This is a genomic window from Vibrio sp. MOR3 (assembly GCF_001557775.1).
Taxonomy (GTDB): Bacteria; Pseudomonadota; Gammaproteobacteria; order Enterobacterales; family Vibrionaceae; genus Vibrio; species Vibrio jasicida.
The window spans coordinates 837,421-851,452 of the sequence record NZ_LNRD01000001.1 but is presented as its reverse complement, the minus strand read 5'-3'; the positions used below and the strand labels follow the sequence as shown (position 1 = coordinate 851,452).

Sequence of the window (14,032 nt, the reverse complement as noted above, 5' to 3'; positions counted from 1 at the left end):
GCGCTTTTCCATAACCGATTAAAACGGATTAGATGTTACATACTGTCGCCCAGCTACCATCGCTACCCGGCTCAGATGCTGTCCACCAATTTGCTTGGTACACCACACCATTGTGAATCACTTTATCACCTTGGTTAGCGTGGCTTGGGTTACCTTGCCAATCTGTTTGTGGAAGATCAGGGTAAGTAACTAGACCCGCAGTGTCACAAGTACCCGGCTCAGTACCACCGCCGCCGCCAGTACCAGAGTTTAGGTCACCAATTGGTAGGTCTGGTTGCTCAAACTTAAACGCAAACTCTTTACCGCCAGAAATCACCGTATAGTTAGCTGGGCCAGAGATTGGTAAGTAGTAAACCATATCAAGCTCGTAAGTGCCGCCCGCAGGTAGGTCTTTCCATGCTGGTAGCGAGAAAGATACGCGGTGCATTACACCATCCAAACCACCAATGTTGTTCGCACGAGTATGGCCAGAAGCAATCACACTTAGACCGCCGCCAGACTGATCTTTCGCGTTGTCCGGAGCAGATACAGGAATATCGAATTGGAATTCCGTACCACCAGGGATAGCTTGACCCGTGTTGTTGGTGAACGTGATCTTAGGGTTGATTGGGTAGTTTTGGTCACCAACTTTGAAACCACCAACACTCACTGCAATGTCTACTGCTTCGGTTGGGATTGCACCAGTTGCGATCTTGTTACCGTAAGGCGTTGCAGACTTAAACTTGTCGTAAATCGCTTTAGTCATAGTGTTACCCATGTGGTACTCACCATTGCCCGCCGCACAAGCCTGTTCTGTAGCGTCGATTGCAGTACGGTTGCCATTTGCGTCTAGTACATAACAGTTGTAGTCACCTGCCAGTTCCCAGAACATAATGCCACCGATTTCTTTGTCGATAACGTAGTCCGCTTTCACTTGTACAGACGCTTTATCTTCTGTCGATAGGAAAACGCTCTTCTCAGCATTCCATAGCCATGGTGCAACCGCAACATCATCATAGTGACGAGTATAAGAACCAACAAACTTGTCCGTTGGATCGTTCACAGGGTCTAGGCCGTAAGCTTGAGCGTAAGAACCCCAAATACCTTTCTCTAGGTTCTTCGCATGCCACATTGGGTTAGAACCTGCACCCATTTCGTTGCCTTTAGGGTCAGTGTCATGCCACATGTTATCGATACCGATAGCGCCGTGACCACAATTGTTCTTCTCACCTTCACCAGTGCCAGGAGCACATTCAGATTGGTTAGGAAGTGCTGCTCGGCCCCATAGGCCATTATCACCACCTGTTACACCTTGCCAACCACGAGTGTAGTAAGGAACACCGATGTTAATTCGACCTGCTGGCATAGAACCACGGAAGTAGTGATACGCCCAGTCAGTATTCAAGTAACCGATACCACCGTATGCCGCCGTGCCGTATACGTTCCACTGTGCCAACTCAGAATCTTTACCAGTGTCGTACAAGGCAGCGTTGTGACCAACGTGATCATTCCAAGCACCGTGCAAGTCGTAGGTCATGATGTTTACGTAATCGAGGTACTTAGTAACGTCGAACGTTTCCATACCGCGCAGTAAGTAACCAGAAGAAGGCGCCGCGATTGTTAGCATGTAGTGGATGCCGTCTTGCGAAGAAGCCGCATCTAGTTTCTCACGTAGAACTTTCATCAGCTCTTGGTAAGATGCCCATAAGTAAGCACGACGTGGTTCCATGAAGTCTTTATCGTAAGGGTTACCAGCACCCGCCATTGACGTTGGGTATTCGTAGTCGATATCTAGACCGTCAAACTTGTAGGTACGCATCATTTCAACGGCAGACGTTGCAAACTTCTCGATACCAGCATGGTTGATAGAGCCATCAGCATTGGTCGTCATGGTGTAGAAACCACCGTCAGCAACACGATTACCATCAGCACCGAAGTGACCGCCGGTTTCAGCCCAACCACCAATTGAAATTAGCGTCTTAACATCGTGTTTTTGCTTATAAGTTGCAAGTGCACCGAAGTGACCTTTAAAGCCCAGTGCTGGGTCAACTTCAACACCTGGCCACGTTTTACCTGTTGCTGGGTTAGTTGGATCTGTTACATCGCCCACATTCACTTTACCGTCTGAGCCAATGCTCACGAACGCGTAATTAATGTGTGTTAGCTGATCCCAAGGAATGTCTTTCACTAAGTATGCAGCTTGCGGGTCATCCCCACTACGCCAGCTTGTGAAGTAACCGATAACACGACGCGGGTGATCTGTACCCATTAATTCACGACCATCTTCATCGTAAATAGTACAGTAAGGAACGTCGACACCTGCCGTTTGATACAGACCATCTGGACGACAGTTTGAAGTAACCGCACCACCATTAACCACTAACGATACAAGAGAAGAGTCTGTTGTCGCACCAGCATCGTCTGTCGCTTTCGCGTAAATTGAGACGTTGCCTGCCGTTGCTGCAGTAAAGTCAACCGAATAAGGAGCAGCAGTTGTTGTACCAATCAGTGTGCCTGCTGCGAAGAATTCCACTTTCGCAACCGCACCGTCAGCATCAGCTGCATTTGCAGTCACCGTTACCGTACCACCAAGATCCACAGTCGTTGCAGAGAGCGCTACGTCAACGGTTGGTGCTTCATTACCAGGCTGGCCGGCATTAACAGTAAGGGTTACAGCACTTGCCGCACTCACTGCGTTTTTATCATCGTAAGCTTTCGTTGAGAATTCATGCGCGCCTTCAGTCGCCGTCCATGATGCTGTGAAAGGTGCTGCAGTTGAGGTACCCACTAGAGCGCCATCAACAAAGAATTCAACTTTACTGATGGTTCCATCCGTATCTGCCGCATCCGCAGCAAGAGTAACAACATCACCTGCTGTAATTGAAGCCGACGCAGAAGGTGAAGTTAATGAAACTGTCGGAACTTCATTCACTGGTGGGTCAATTGGGCCACCATCACAAGCGCCAAGGTTTTCCCACTCCCCCCATTGACCGGACTGTGCAGGGTTGTTGTTTTGCGTCCAGTAGCGCGCTTTGTATGCGCTGTTTTCGTGTTGAACTTGGTCACCGCCGTTGTAAACCTTTGACGAATCCCAAGCTGCTAACGGCGTACAATCAACGGCTGCATAGCTGTTGAAGGCCATTAGACAAGATGCAGTTAACGTACTGAGTGTAAATACACTCTTTACTGCTTTCCCGTTTCTAAGGTGCATATTGCTCTTCCTTAAGTTATTGTTAGTACAATACAAAATACGCTTTAAATACTGCGCATCATTACTTTTGTTTCGACGTAAAATAACTTAAGTACAAGTACAGAGTTTCACACTAAGAATTTATAGATTTTCAGCAACACCTCTCAAGAATCCACTAAAACCTTGCAACGAATGACATCTTATTTTGCACCGATAACTAATTTTATTACTCAAATAAATATATCGATCGCAAATAATTAAAAAACACAAAAAAAGTCCTAATTTTGAAATAAAGATCACTAAGCCTTTGTTGATCTTGGCGTTTCGTTAAAATGCCGCTTGTACTCACGACTAAACTGAGAAGGACTGCTATAGCCCACTTGTCTCGCGGCGTCATTCACTCTTCTTCCTTCAAGCTGAATCAATTCACGAGCTTTATTCAAACGCACCTTTTTGATGTATTGCAACGGTGACTCCAAAGTCACACTCCTGAACGCTTGATGAAACGCGGATACACTCATGTTCGCCTCTTCAGCCAACGTTTGTACATTGAGTTGTTCATGGTATTCCTGATGAACGCGGTTTAATGCTTTTGCAACCCTCGCATACGACCCCTCTTGATGTGCGAGCTCAAAAAGAACATGACCGGATTCACTCACCAAAGTACGGTAGACGATCTCTTCTAGAAGCATGTCGCCAAGCATCGCGACTTCAAGATCGTTACACAATGCCGTCATTAGGCGTTTGCACGCATCCAGCATTAGATCGTTCATACGAACCGATTTCAACCCACAACGAGCAGCGTCCTCACAAATATTACTGAAGTGTTGCGACTCCAGTTTTTTGACCAACTTTTGAAGCATGGCGGGAGAAATATCAATGGAAATACCCAACAAAGGCTCGTCGTTAACAGAAATTGCTTCGCACTCAAGTGGCATAGGCACCCCTACAACCAAATAATCGTCAGGGCCATAACGTACTGGCGTTTGGCCAATATGAATATTCTTGTAACCTTGCCCTAAAACAATAATCCCTGATTGATAAACAAAAGGTTGACGATTATTGCCTTTGCTACTGCGATAAAACCACACACCATCAATGGCGGTTTCTTTAATGCCTTCTAAATCATCTAAACCATATTTAGTGGCGTACTGCTGCATGATCTCAGCAAGTGTCTTCATCTTGTCACTCCAATAGTTATGCACGCACTATACTTGGAGTTCCGATTACAGTTCCAGCACAAGAACGGTATATTTGTAGAAATAGGCAATAAATTTGCAGAAATCGGTCTACTCAGCGCCATTAACACATACTAATATGCATGTATTAACCATCCTCACATTGGAAGCAAGAGGTCTAATAATGAACTTTTCATACGTCAACCCTACTAAAATCTTCTTTGGCCAAGGCCAAATTGCCGCAATCAAAGATGCAATCCCTGCAGACCAAAAAGTACTGGTTATCTACGGTGGCGGTTCTATTAAAAAGAACGGCGTGTACGACCAAGTTGCACAAGCACTTGAAGGTCGCGAGTGGCTTGAATTCTCTGGCGTAGAGCCAAACCCAACGAAAGAAACCTTGGATAAAGCGGTAGCGACCGTTAAAGAGCAGAATGTTGATTTTATTCTTGCTGTTGGTGGTGGCTCAGTAATTGATGGTTCTAAATACGTTGCAGCTGCGGCTAAGTACGATGGTGATGGCTGGGACATCATGGTAGGTAAACACCAAGTAACAGAAGCAACACCACTCGCAGCTATTTTGACACTGCCTGCAACAGGTTCCGAGTCAAATATGGGCGCGGTAATCACGAAGAAAGAAACGCAAGATAAATTGGCGTTCTTAGCACCTGCAGTTCAACCGAAGTTTGCAGTTCTTGACCCAGACGTAATGAAGACCCTGCCAGAGCGTCAGCTTATCAACGGTCTTGTGGATGCATGGGTTCACGTTTGTGAGCAATACCTAACATTACCGACAGGCGCAATGGTTCAAGACGGCTATGCAGAAGCGCTACTTAAAAACCTAAAAGTACTCGGCGATCAGTTCGCAGAACGTGATAACGACCAATGGCGTGCGAACCTAATGTGGACAGCAAACCAAGCATTGAACGGCCTTATTGGTAGTGGCGTTCCACAAGACTGGGCGACTCACATGATTGGTCACGAACTAACTGCGCTTTGGCACGTAGACCACGCACGCTCACTAGCGATCATCCAACCATCGCTACTTCGTAACCAAATGCAGTTCAAACGCCCTAAGCTTGAGCAAATGGGTCGTAACGTATTTGGCTTATCAGAAAGTGAAGATTTGGCAGAACGCACGATTCAAGCCATCGAAGCTTTCTATCATCAGCTAGACGTAGCAACTCAACTTGAAGGTTACGGTGATGATCGTGAAGCCGCTATTGACTCAGTAATTGCACAGCTATCAAAGCACGGCATGACCGTTCTTGGCGAGAACCAAGCAATTGACCTAGAAAACAGTCGTAAGATCCTAGATCTCGCCGTAGCATAACGACCTGATCTATCAAATTTCTGCCTTTTTTAACGGTATTGTGTCCGCGCAGACACAATACCGTTTTTTTATGGTAATTTAGCCGCACACTGACAAATCGATATAAATTGAACTTTTCTGCTAAAAAAATAACAAATAGGCGATAGTTCGATGTTGTTATGTAAGCCGATGACCAAAAACAAACCAAGTGCTTACTAGTCGATGTGTCCATTTTTTGCTTGCTCATAAAAATGAGCGTTTAGTCGTCTATTCAAGAGTTAATCGTATGTGGCTGATTGTCGTAGCTTGCGCGCTCATGCATATCATCAGTATCAAGACTGGCCCTAAGTGGTTATTCTTTTTGACCAAACCGTTACCCATCACAGCAATGATTGGGATGCTAATGCTGTCTCCGGCAAGCCACCTCCCCTACACCCAGTGGATCATTGGCGGTCTGTCATTGTCACTCATGGGTGACCTAATCTTAATGCACCCAAAAGACAAATTTGTTGCGGGCATTAAACTGTTTTGTCTTGCCCAAATTAGTTACGCTTTGGGCTTCATCAATATGGCAGCATGGCACTTCACACCTTGGTTGCCATTTGCCGTATTTGGCGTAGGCGTCTGTGCCTATTTCTTCTTTAAACCCGATTTGGGGAAAGAAAAGTGGTCGGTAGCTAGCTATATCTTTGTTTTGATGACAATGCTATGGATGGCGATGGAGTACTACGCCAGTGGAAAGACCCAATCATCGGCCTTCGCGGTTCTCGGCAGTTTCATCTTCACTATGTCCGGAGTTGTCCTTGCCTTCGAACGATTTGGCAGTACATCGGTATTTTCGCGCCAAGTGGTGATGACAACCTACTACTCTGCACAGTTTCTTATCACTATGTCTGTCTTCGCAATTGTGATCCGTTTTCTCTAAAACTGACTATATTATTGGTTAGTTTTATCACGAGTTATTTGCTCACCAGTTGGACAGTTTATGCTTGATTAACAGGTGCAATACGGTTAATAACTTGTTATTGTAGAAAGAAATTTATTCTAAAAGTTGGCAGCCTTGAAAGAGAAAAATATCGTTGTTGAGTTCAGCGGCGTAAACAAGTGGTATGGTGAATATCACGCCCTCAAAGACATTAATTTTTCAGTACATACCGGTGAAATCGTTGTTGTTTGCGGCCCTTCTGGCTCAGGAAAATCCACGCTAATCCGTTGCATCAACCACTTAGAATCCATCCAAGAAGGTGAGCTCAGCGTCTTCGAACAACCTGCCAATTCTAAAGCACAAAAACCGGGTAAAGTCGGCATGGTATTTCAGCACTTTCACCTGTTTCCACATCTCACGGTGTTAGAAAACCTCACTCTTGCCCCTATCCGCACGCTAAAGCTTTCTAAGCAAGAAGCGGAAAAACGTGCAATTCATTATCTCAAGCGCGTTAACATCGAAGAACAAGCCAACAAATACCCAATTCAACTGTCTGGTGGTCAGCAGCAGCGTGTGGCTATCGCACGCTCGCTCTGTATGGAACCAGATTTACTGCTATTTGACGAGCCGACTTCGGCGCTCGATCCTGAAATGATCAACGAAGTGTTGGACGTGATGGTGGAGTTAGCACAAAGTGGCATGACCATGATTTGTGTAACGCACGAAATGGGATTCGCCAAAAAGGTCGCCAATCGAGTGGTCTTTATGGATGAAGGTGAAATCATCGAGATGAACTCCCCTGTGGCACTTTTTGAGACACCGCAGCACCCTCGGACGCAGGCATTCTTAAATCAGATTCTGAGTTACTAAATACATGGTCTATAGAATCTTCAAACCTGTCCTTCAAGCGTTACTACAAATCACTGTCCTTCTCATCGCTATCGCATGGGTATTGGATTCTGGTGCTCAAGCAATGGGATATCAATGGCAGTGGGAACGTGTACCTGACTATATTGCCTTCTACGAAGATGGTGAGTGGTGGCCGGCAGAATTAATCGAAGGACTTATCGTCACGCTAAAGATTTCTGCGATTAGTCTATTCTTCACTTTAGTGATTGGATTGGTGACCGCGCTTTTAAGGCTTAGCGATTCCAAAGTTGGTAATGCGATTGGAACGACGTATGTCGAACTTATTCGTAATACGCCGCTACTGGTACAGATTTACCTACTCTACTTCGTCTTTGGTCCTGTCATTGGTTTGGATAGATTCAGCACCGCAGTCCTCGCGTTATCCTTATTCCAAGGAGCCTATACCGCCGAGATCTTCCGTGCTGGCTTAAACAGCATTCCAAAAGGTCAGTTTGAAGCGGCGAAGACATTAGGGTTATCGCCTTTCTTCGCCTACAAAGACGTCATACTTCCGCAAGTGTTGCAACGCACCTTGCCACCTTTGACGAATGAAGTGGTTTCTCTTATTAAAAACTCTTCAATTGTCAGCGTCATGGCAATCTTTGACTTAACGACCGAAGCGAGAAACATCGTATCGGAAACGGCCATGCCGTTTGAAATCTGGTTTAGCGTAGCAGCAATCTACCTTGCTCTTACACTATCACTTTCTGGCCTATCCGCTTGGCTAGAACACAAACTAGGAGCCAGTTGGCGCAAATTATAAGGAGATAACATGAAGTTATTCAAAGCGACCATTACTGCATTATTGGGGCTTGCGATTGCTTTGCCTTCGCTTGCAAAAGAAGAAGCCGCGACCCCAAATGTTGATCAAATCAAAGACCGCGGCACGCTTCGCGTTGGTATGTCGACATTTGTGCCTTGGGCAATGCGTAACAAACAAGGTGAGTTAATTGGTTTTGAAATCGATGTAGCGAAACGCCTAGCCGCAGATTCAGGCTTACAAGTTGAATTCGTACCGACAGCGTGGGACGGCATCATCCCAGCTCTTCTTGCTAAGAAGTTTGATGTAATCATTGGTGGCATGTCGATTACGCCAGAACGTTCAAAGAGCGTATTGTTTACTGAACCTTACTCGCACTCAGGTGTTCAAGTAGCAGCAAACAAAGAGCTAGCTGCTGGCTTTAGTGAGTTTTCCGACTTTGACTCTCGCCGTATAAAAATTGCCGCTCGCCGAGGAGCATTCACAGTGCAAGTGGCACGTGAAACCTTCCCTAAAGCGAAGATCCTTCAGTTTGACGACGATGCGCAAGCATTCCAAGAGGTATTGAACGGCAACGCACACGCGGTTATTGCATCAAGCCCGAAACCGGAACATGAAGCGATCAAACACGCAGATAAGCTGTTTATCCCATTTACTGAGCGCTTATCAAAAGGTAACGAAGCCTTTGCGGTTCGCTTAGGAGAAGAAGACAAAAAAGCCTTCTTTAACAAGTGGATTGAAGCTCGTACCCAAGATGGTTGGTTAGATGAGCGCTACGAATACTGGTTCTCAACGCTAGATTGGCAAGACCAGGTGGCACAAGGTCAATAACCTTAATCATCGCACGAATTAACAACCCCGACTCGTACTGCGGGTCGGTTTTCTTCTCTACTATCGGAGTCAAACTTTGAGCGGACAAACCACCACTCGCGTTGCACCAACCAAAGCAAAATCAGGCTTTTTCTTAAGTCGTTTTAACCTACTCGATTGGGTACTGCTTGCCATCTGCGCGTTGGCTGGGGTTTGGCTCTATCATCGTTCTACCGTTGGCGTAAACTACATCTGGCATTGGAAAGAAGCCATTGATCTCTTATTCACCCCAAGAGCTGACGGCGGCTTGCCGTATTTCTTCCAAGGCCTAATCTCAACGCTGCGCTTAAGCCTTTGGGGCATAACCTTTGCTCTCGTATTGGGCACTCTACTTGGTTTAGCTCGATTCTCAGCCTCAGCTTGGCTACGCACACCTGCCAACGCTTTTATTCAATTGGTACGAAACATTCCACCTTTGGTATTCGTATTCATCTTCTATTTTTTCATCTCGAACCAGTTAATCCCATTACTTGGGTTAGAAGATCTTCTGCGCAACTATCGCGGAGATACAAATGCACTGCAGAACTTCTTATTTGGTCCACCAAACCTATGGGAAAACTTGGCCTCTGGTGTGCTTTGTGTCGGCTTACTGTCTTCGGCTTATATTGCTGAAGTGGTTCGCGCTGGTTTGCAAAGCGTGGATAAAGGCCAGTGGGAAGCTGCAGATTCACTCGGCTTATCTCTCTGGGTCAAATACCGTTTTGTAATTGCCCCACAAGTACTCAAAGCAATTACACCTGCCCTCGCCGGACAAACCATTTCACTGGTTAAAGACACTTCTATCGTTTCGCTGATCTCGATTCAAGAAATGACCTTTGTCGGCACAGAGATGGCCAATTCATCAGGCTACATTTTCGAAATTTGGTTAATCGTCGGCTTCGTTTACTTTCTGATTTGTTTCGGTCTATCAATGATTTTTAGATACATAGAGAAAAAATCGGAATCTATTTCAAATTAACTTAAAAGCCCTCATATTTAAGACTTTGTAAGCCTTCAAATCGGAACTCCATCCTGTTACAGTCATCGCCATGCTAGTTTTTTGGCGTTTTTCATGGAGTTAAAGCAGCAGTCCGACTACGAGCAGTACATAAGACAGGACAGTCTTGGTGAATACTATGTCGTGCTCAACCAATATACGTTTTACAGTGTTTATCAACCTATCTTCGATAAGCATAGAAACATAATCGGTATGGAAGCCCTACTCCGCATTCGTGGTGTAGGCGGCGCTAACATTCGGCCAGACCTGTTCTTTGCTGATGCAAGTATTGATACCTACTTTCGTCTATGTATCGAGTTTTTATCTCGTGCTATTCATATTCGTAACTTTGCCAAGCACTTCGCAGGTTCAACAATTAAGTTATTTCTTAATGTCATGCCTCAAACGCTGCTTACCCTAACTAAAGATATGGGTTTCAAAGATAACGGCCTTCTGTACAAACGCTTAGAGGAGCTTGGAATGCACCCCTCTGACGTCGTATTTGAAGTAGTTGAAGAATCTTGTGGTGACACTGAGCTTTTGATAGAAGCCGTCCAATTGATGAGGACGAATGGCTTCTTGTTCGCTATTGACGACTTTGGCTCTCACCATTCAAACATGTCTCGCGTTAAACATCTTTGCCCCGACATCATCAAGATAGACCGTTCTTACCTTCTCGATTATTGTTCAGGTGATACGCTCGCGATTGCAAACGCAGTAGAACTGGCTGAAGAGATGAATGCGAAAGTCGTGATAGAAGGTGTAGAGGAAAACATTCAGCTTTCCGCCATGCAACGATTAGACTTAGATTATTACCAAGGTTTTTACCTCGGCAAGCCTAACGCAATCCACCATTGGACGAATCAGGTTAATAGTAATAAGCTTCTGCATTGAGCTCATGCGAGCATCCTCGCCCACTCTACAAATAAAAAGCGCCGACTTAGTCACACTAAGTCGGCGCTTTTTAGTTATTCGAATCTATCGAATCAAACCAACATCAATTAAAAGAAGTCGATTGAGTTACGGCCGCTGTTCGGATCGCGAGTCGCTTTAGGCTTATCTTCTTTTTTGCCTTTCTTAGCCGATTGAGATAAGGCATCTTTCTGTGCTTTACGCTCTTTGTGCGCGGCTTTACGGCCTGTTGATTTCGGCCCTTTAACGTTCGCTTTGTCGTTCTTTTTCGAACGAGACTTTTCTTTGCGAGCCGCTTGTGCTTCTTTCTTCGCCTTTTTCTCTGCTTTTTCTTCAGCAGATTCAGGTTCAGTTACTGGCGCGTCACAGACAACAACATAATATTCTTGGTTGAACTCGAAAAAATCACCATCGTACATTTTGCGACGCTTGCGCGTTTCTAATTCACCATTTACCGCAACGTAACCTTCTTCGATGATGTGTTTTGCTTCACCACCGCCACTCACCAAGTTTGCGATTTTAAAAAGCTTATACAGTTCAATTGGGTGCGCGTCGACGTCGATGCCAATCGCTTCGATTTCAATTTCTTCGCCTTCTAAATACTCTTCGTTTTCGTAATCTTGGGTCATGTTCGGTACTCATTAATCTTGATGCACGGAGTTTAAACGGAATGCGTACAAATAGAAACGTGATCTTCACTCATCTCTTCTATTTGGGTATATACTCACCCAATAACTCCTTGAACGAGCGTCATTTTGTCTAAAACGAGCCAAATCACCTTCGCCACGGCGAATCTATTTAACTTTATCGCCCCACCCAATGCCTATTATGATTTCGAGAACATCTACTCGACAGAACAATGGCAAGACAAACTCGCTTGGACAAAATCACAAATCGAACAGCTCAATCCTGACATCATCGGCTTGCAAGAAGTGTTCAGCATTGAAGAAACCAAAAACTTCTTTGCTGAGATCGGTTACGAACACTTTGCCTGTGTCGATACGCCACATGTCGAAGGCGATTATATCTACTCGCGTCCTGTTGTCGCCGTCGCTTCGCGTTTTCCGATTGAACATTATGAAGCAGTTACGTTCGACAAAAAAACACTCGCTGCCTTTGGCGACCTCACCGCGCCCCCTTTCAGTCGAAAACCGGTTAGAGCGAGCATTGTGCATCCCGTTATCGGCCACATTACGGTTTATGTGACGCATTTAAAATCTCAACGCCCTGCAGACACAGATGCGCCCGAACAGGCAAGCAGACCGATTGCCCGATGGCTCTCAACTCAACAACGTGGCTGGGAAGCGGCAATGTTGCGTGATGCCATGCAAAAGCACTATGCGAGTAGCCCGATGCCAACGGTATTAATGGGTGACATGAACCAACCCATCACTGATGCCAGTGTGAACAAGGCGTTGGTTGAACAATATGGTGACAGCGTCACTGATTTGCGACTTAATGATGGTTGGGATTTACAAGTAACACCACTGCTGGACTCAAGGCCTGCAACCCATTATCACTTCGCAAAAGGTAATGTTTTGGATTACATACTGTTGTCGCAAGAGTTCGATTCTCATGAAGATGTATCAATAGCAGAAGTCACGAATTACCAAGTGCACGATACGCACCTAATCAACCCGTCTTTTGAAAGAGATAAAAACGCCAGCGACCACGCATTTGTGGCGCTGACGGTAGAAATTAAGCTTTAGCGTCGGTGTAGCGCTTTACAATCTTACGCGGAATCAACTCCACTCCTGCTTTATAGCGCTTAGCTGAAGCATTAAGCGCCAACTCCATTGCGCTGTCGGCGATCAGCTCAAACTGCTGTGGAAGAGAGTTAATTTTGATTGGAAGAAAATCGAGCAAGCGGTTATCACCAAAGGTGGCCAAACGTACTTTGCCCATCAACTCTGGCTTTTCCAACATCACATCCAACACGCCTTCTAATAAGGTGTAAGACATGGTCACCATAGCATCTGGCAGCTTGCCCTTTTCGATCCACCCTTCTAACACCTTCTTGCCTTCTTCACGAGAGAAGTGCTGACCATAACCTACTAATGCCTCGTTACCTTTTTGCTGGCATGCAGAACGGAAACCCAGTTCACGTTCTTTAGAGACTTGCAGTTCTTCTAATGCGCCAATCAGGCCGATGGACTCAATCTCAGGCGACAATACTGATTCTGTAAGCTCAAACGCCGCATCGAAATCTTCACTGATCACACAACAGAAGTGCTCGTCATCCATAGGGCGGTCAAGCGCAATAACGGGCGTACCGGAGTTTTGTAGTTTGAGATAATACTCGCTCGCTGCTGGCATACTGCTCGCGACGAATAGCGCATCAATACGACGACTCACGAGCGCCTCCGCAACCTTTTGCTCCGTTTGCGGATCATCATCAGAACAGCCGATCAAAATTTGATAGCCCGCTTTACGCGAGTTCTGTTCAATCAGTTTTGCTAAACGCGCGTAACTGGTGTTCTCTAAATCTGGAATGATCAAACCGAACGAACGTGAGTTGCCCGCTCTTAAAGAAGATGCTGCGTGATCCGGTTTGTAATTGTACTGCTCAACCACCGCCATGACTTTCTTTTGAGTCTTTTCGCTGATGCGGTATTTCTGCGCTTTTCCGTTAATCACATAGCTTGCTGTGGTCTTCGAAACCCCAGCTAATTTTGCTATTTCATCCAGTGTCATATTCTAAGCCCTGTTCTGTGCGCGGGATCATATTAATACATCAACGATCCTTCGATAAGTTGAATTATATGCTGAACCGATTCAGTATAAAAGCTGAAAGGATTCAGCAAAACTTAAAAATTGACGAGAGTCACCAAAATCACGCAATACAGGCTCCCTTTGCTAGGCTTTAAAAGCATAAAGCCATGAATGGTTAAGTTTCGATTTTAGAAACAGTTTCGCTGAGTGTTTTAAAAAATTTGACCAAAAGCTGAATCGATTCAGTTTCTTTTGTTAAGCAAAACAGATAAACGATGTTACGCAAACCAATCTCTGCGTAGCCAAGAT

12 protein-coding genes are annotated in these 14,032 nt (G+C 45.4%); 8 read left to right on the top strand and 4 right to left on the bottom strand.

Annotated elements, in window-relative coordinates; translation table 11 throughout:
* Window positions 1-28: 28 nt before the first annotated feature.
* Both ATB76_RS03800 and ATB76_RS03795 read right to left on the bottom strand, forming a co-directional pair.
* On the bottom strand, window positions 29-3,190 hold the full coding sequence (locus tag ATB76_RS03800) for a glycosyl hydrolase family 18 protein (RefSeq protein ID WP_061034672.1): 3,162 nt from the start codon (window positions 3,188-3,190) through the stop codon (window positions 29-31).
* 278 nt (window positions 3,191-3,468) lie between these two features.
* On the bottom strand, window positions 3,469-4,350 hold the full coding sequence (locus ATB76_RS03795; protein WP_061034671.1) for an AraC family transcriptional regulator: 882 nt from the start codon (window positions 4,348-4,350) through the stop codon (window positions 3,469-3,471).
* Between the two features lie 181 nt (window positions 4,351-4,531).
* On the opposite strand from ATB76_RS03795, the gene ATB76_RS03790 reads away from it, so the two are divergent.
* The 7 genes from ATB76_RS03790 (at window position 4,532) to ATB76_RS03760 (ending at window position 10,993) form a co-directional block, all read left to right on the top strand.
* Window positions 4,532-5,680, top strand: a complete 1,149-nt coding sequence (locus tag ATB76_RS03790) for an iron-containing alcohol dehydrogenase (protein WP_061034670.1) — start codon at window positions 4,532-4,534, stop codon at window positions 5,678-5,680.
* A gap of 265 nt (window positions 5,681-5,945) precedes the next feature.
* Entirely contained in the window at window positions 5,946-6,584 is a 639-nt protein-coding gene (locus ATB76_RS03785; RefSeq protein ID WP_042602785.1) for a lysoplasmalogenase, read from the top strand.
* 135 nt (window positions 6,585-6,719) lie between these two features.
* Complete coding sequence (locus ATB76_RS03780) at window positions 6,720-7,454, top strand: amino acid ABC transporter ATP-binding protein (RefSeq protein ID WP_061034759.1); 735 nt, start codon at window positions 6,720-6,722, stop codon at window positions 7,452-7,454.
* Window positions 7,455-7,458: 4 nt separating this feature from the next.
* Entirely contained in the window at window positions 7,459-8,256 is a 798-nt protein-coding gene (locus ATB76_RS03775; protein WP_038877954.1) for an amino acid ABC transporter permease, read from the top strand.
* 9 nt (window positions 8,257-8,265) lie between these two features.
* A complete protein-coding gene (locus ATB76_RS03770) occupies window positions 8,266-9,084 on the top strand; it encodes a transporter substrate-binding domain-containing protein (protein ID WP_038870832.1) in 819 nt (272 codons plus the stop codon).
* Between the two features lie 76 nt (window positions 9,085-9,160).
* A complete protein-coding gene (locus ATB76_RS03765) occupies window positions 9,161-10,081 on the top strand; it encodes an amino acid ABC transporter permease (RefSeq protein ID WP_061034669.1) in 921 nt (306 codons plus the stop codon).
* Between the two features lie 93 nt (window positions 10,082-10,174).
* Window positions 10,175-10,993 carry an EAL domain-containing protein gene (locus tag ATB76_RS03760; RefSeq protein ID WP_061034668.1) on the top strand — a complete coding sequence of 273 codons (819 nt, stop codon included), beginning with the start codon at window positions 10,175-10,177 and terminating at the stop codon, window positions 10,991-10,993.
* Between the two features lie 107 nt (window positions 10,994-11,100).
* Here ATB76_RS03760 and ATB76_RS03755 read toward each other — a convergent pair whose 3' ends face one another.
* Entirely contained in the window at window positions 11,101-11,640 is a 540-nt protein-coding gene (locus tag ATB76_RS03755) for an RNA-binding S4 domain-containing protein (RefSeq protein ID WP_061034667.1), read from the bottom strand.
* Between the two features lie 126 nt (window positions 11,641-11,766).
* Between ATB76_RS03755 and ATB76_RS03750 the strand changes: the two genes are divergently transcribed.
* Window positions 11,767-12,720, top strand: a complete 954-nt coding sequence (locus ATB76_RS03750) for an endonuclease/exonuclease/phosphatase family protein (protein ID WP_061034666.1) — start codon at window positions 11,767-11,769, stop codon at window positions 12,718-12,720.
* Here the strand turns inward: ATB76_RS03750 and cra are convergent.
* Window positions 12,710-13,705: a catabolite repressor/activator gene (gene cra, locus ATB76_RS03745; protein WP_061034665.1), complete on the bottom strand. Its 996-nt coding sequence runs from the start codon at window positions 13,703-13,705 to the stop codon at window positions 12,710-12,712. The two genes, ATB76_RS03750 and cra, sit on opposite strands and share 11 nt — an antisense overlap.
* Window positions 13,706-14,032: the final 327 nt, after the last annotated feature.

Excerpts from the sequence above, each read along its gene's own strand:
- ATB76_RS03795 (WP_061034671.1), bottom strand. The coding sequence starts at position 4,350 with ATGAAGACACTTGCTGAGATCATGCAGCAGTACGCCACTAAATATGGT.
- ATB76_RS03755 (WP_061034667.1), bottom strand. The coding sequence starts at position 11,640 with ATGACCCAAGATTACGAAAACGAAGAGTATTTAGAAGGCGAAGAAATT.
- ATB76_RS03760 (WP_061034668.1), top strand. The coding sequence starts at position 10,175 with ATGGAGTTAAAGCAGCAGTCCGACTACGAGCAGTACATAAGACAGGAC.
- ATB76_RS03770 (WP_038870832.1), top strand. The coding sequence starts at position 8,266 with ATGAAGTTATTCAAAGCGACCATTACTGCATTATTGGGGCTTGCGATT.
- ATB76_RS03785 (WP_042602785.1), top strand. The coding sequence starts at position 5,946 with ATGTGGCTGATTGTCGTAGCTTGCGCGCTCATGCATATCATCAGTATC.
- ATB76_RS03790 (WP_061034670.1), top strand. The coding sequence starts at position 4,532 with ATGAACTTTTCATACGTCAACCCTACTAAAATCTTCTTTGGCCAAGGC.
- ATB76_RS03800 (WP_061034672.1), bottom strand. The coding sequence starts at position 3,190 with ATGCACCTTAGAAACGGGAAAGCAGTAAAGAGTGTATTTACACTCAGT.
- ATB76_RS03775 (WP_038877954.1), top strand. The coding sequence starts at position 7,459 with ATGGTCTATAGAATCTTCAAACCTGTCCTTCAAGCGTTACTACAAATC.
- cra (WP_061034665.1), bottom strand. The coding sequence starts at position 13,705 with ATGACACTGGATGAAATAGCAAAATTAGCTGGGGTTTCGAAGACCACA.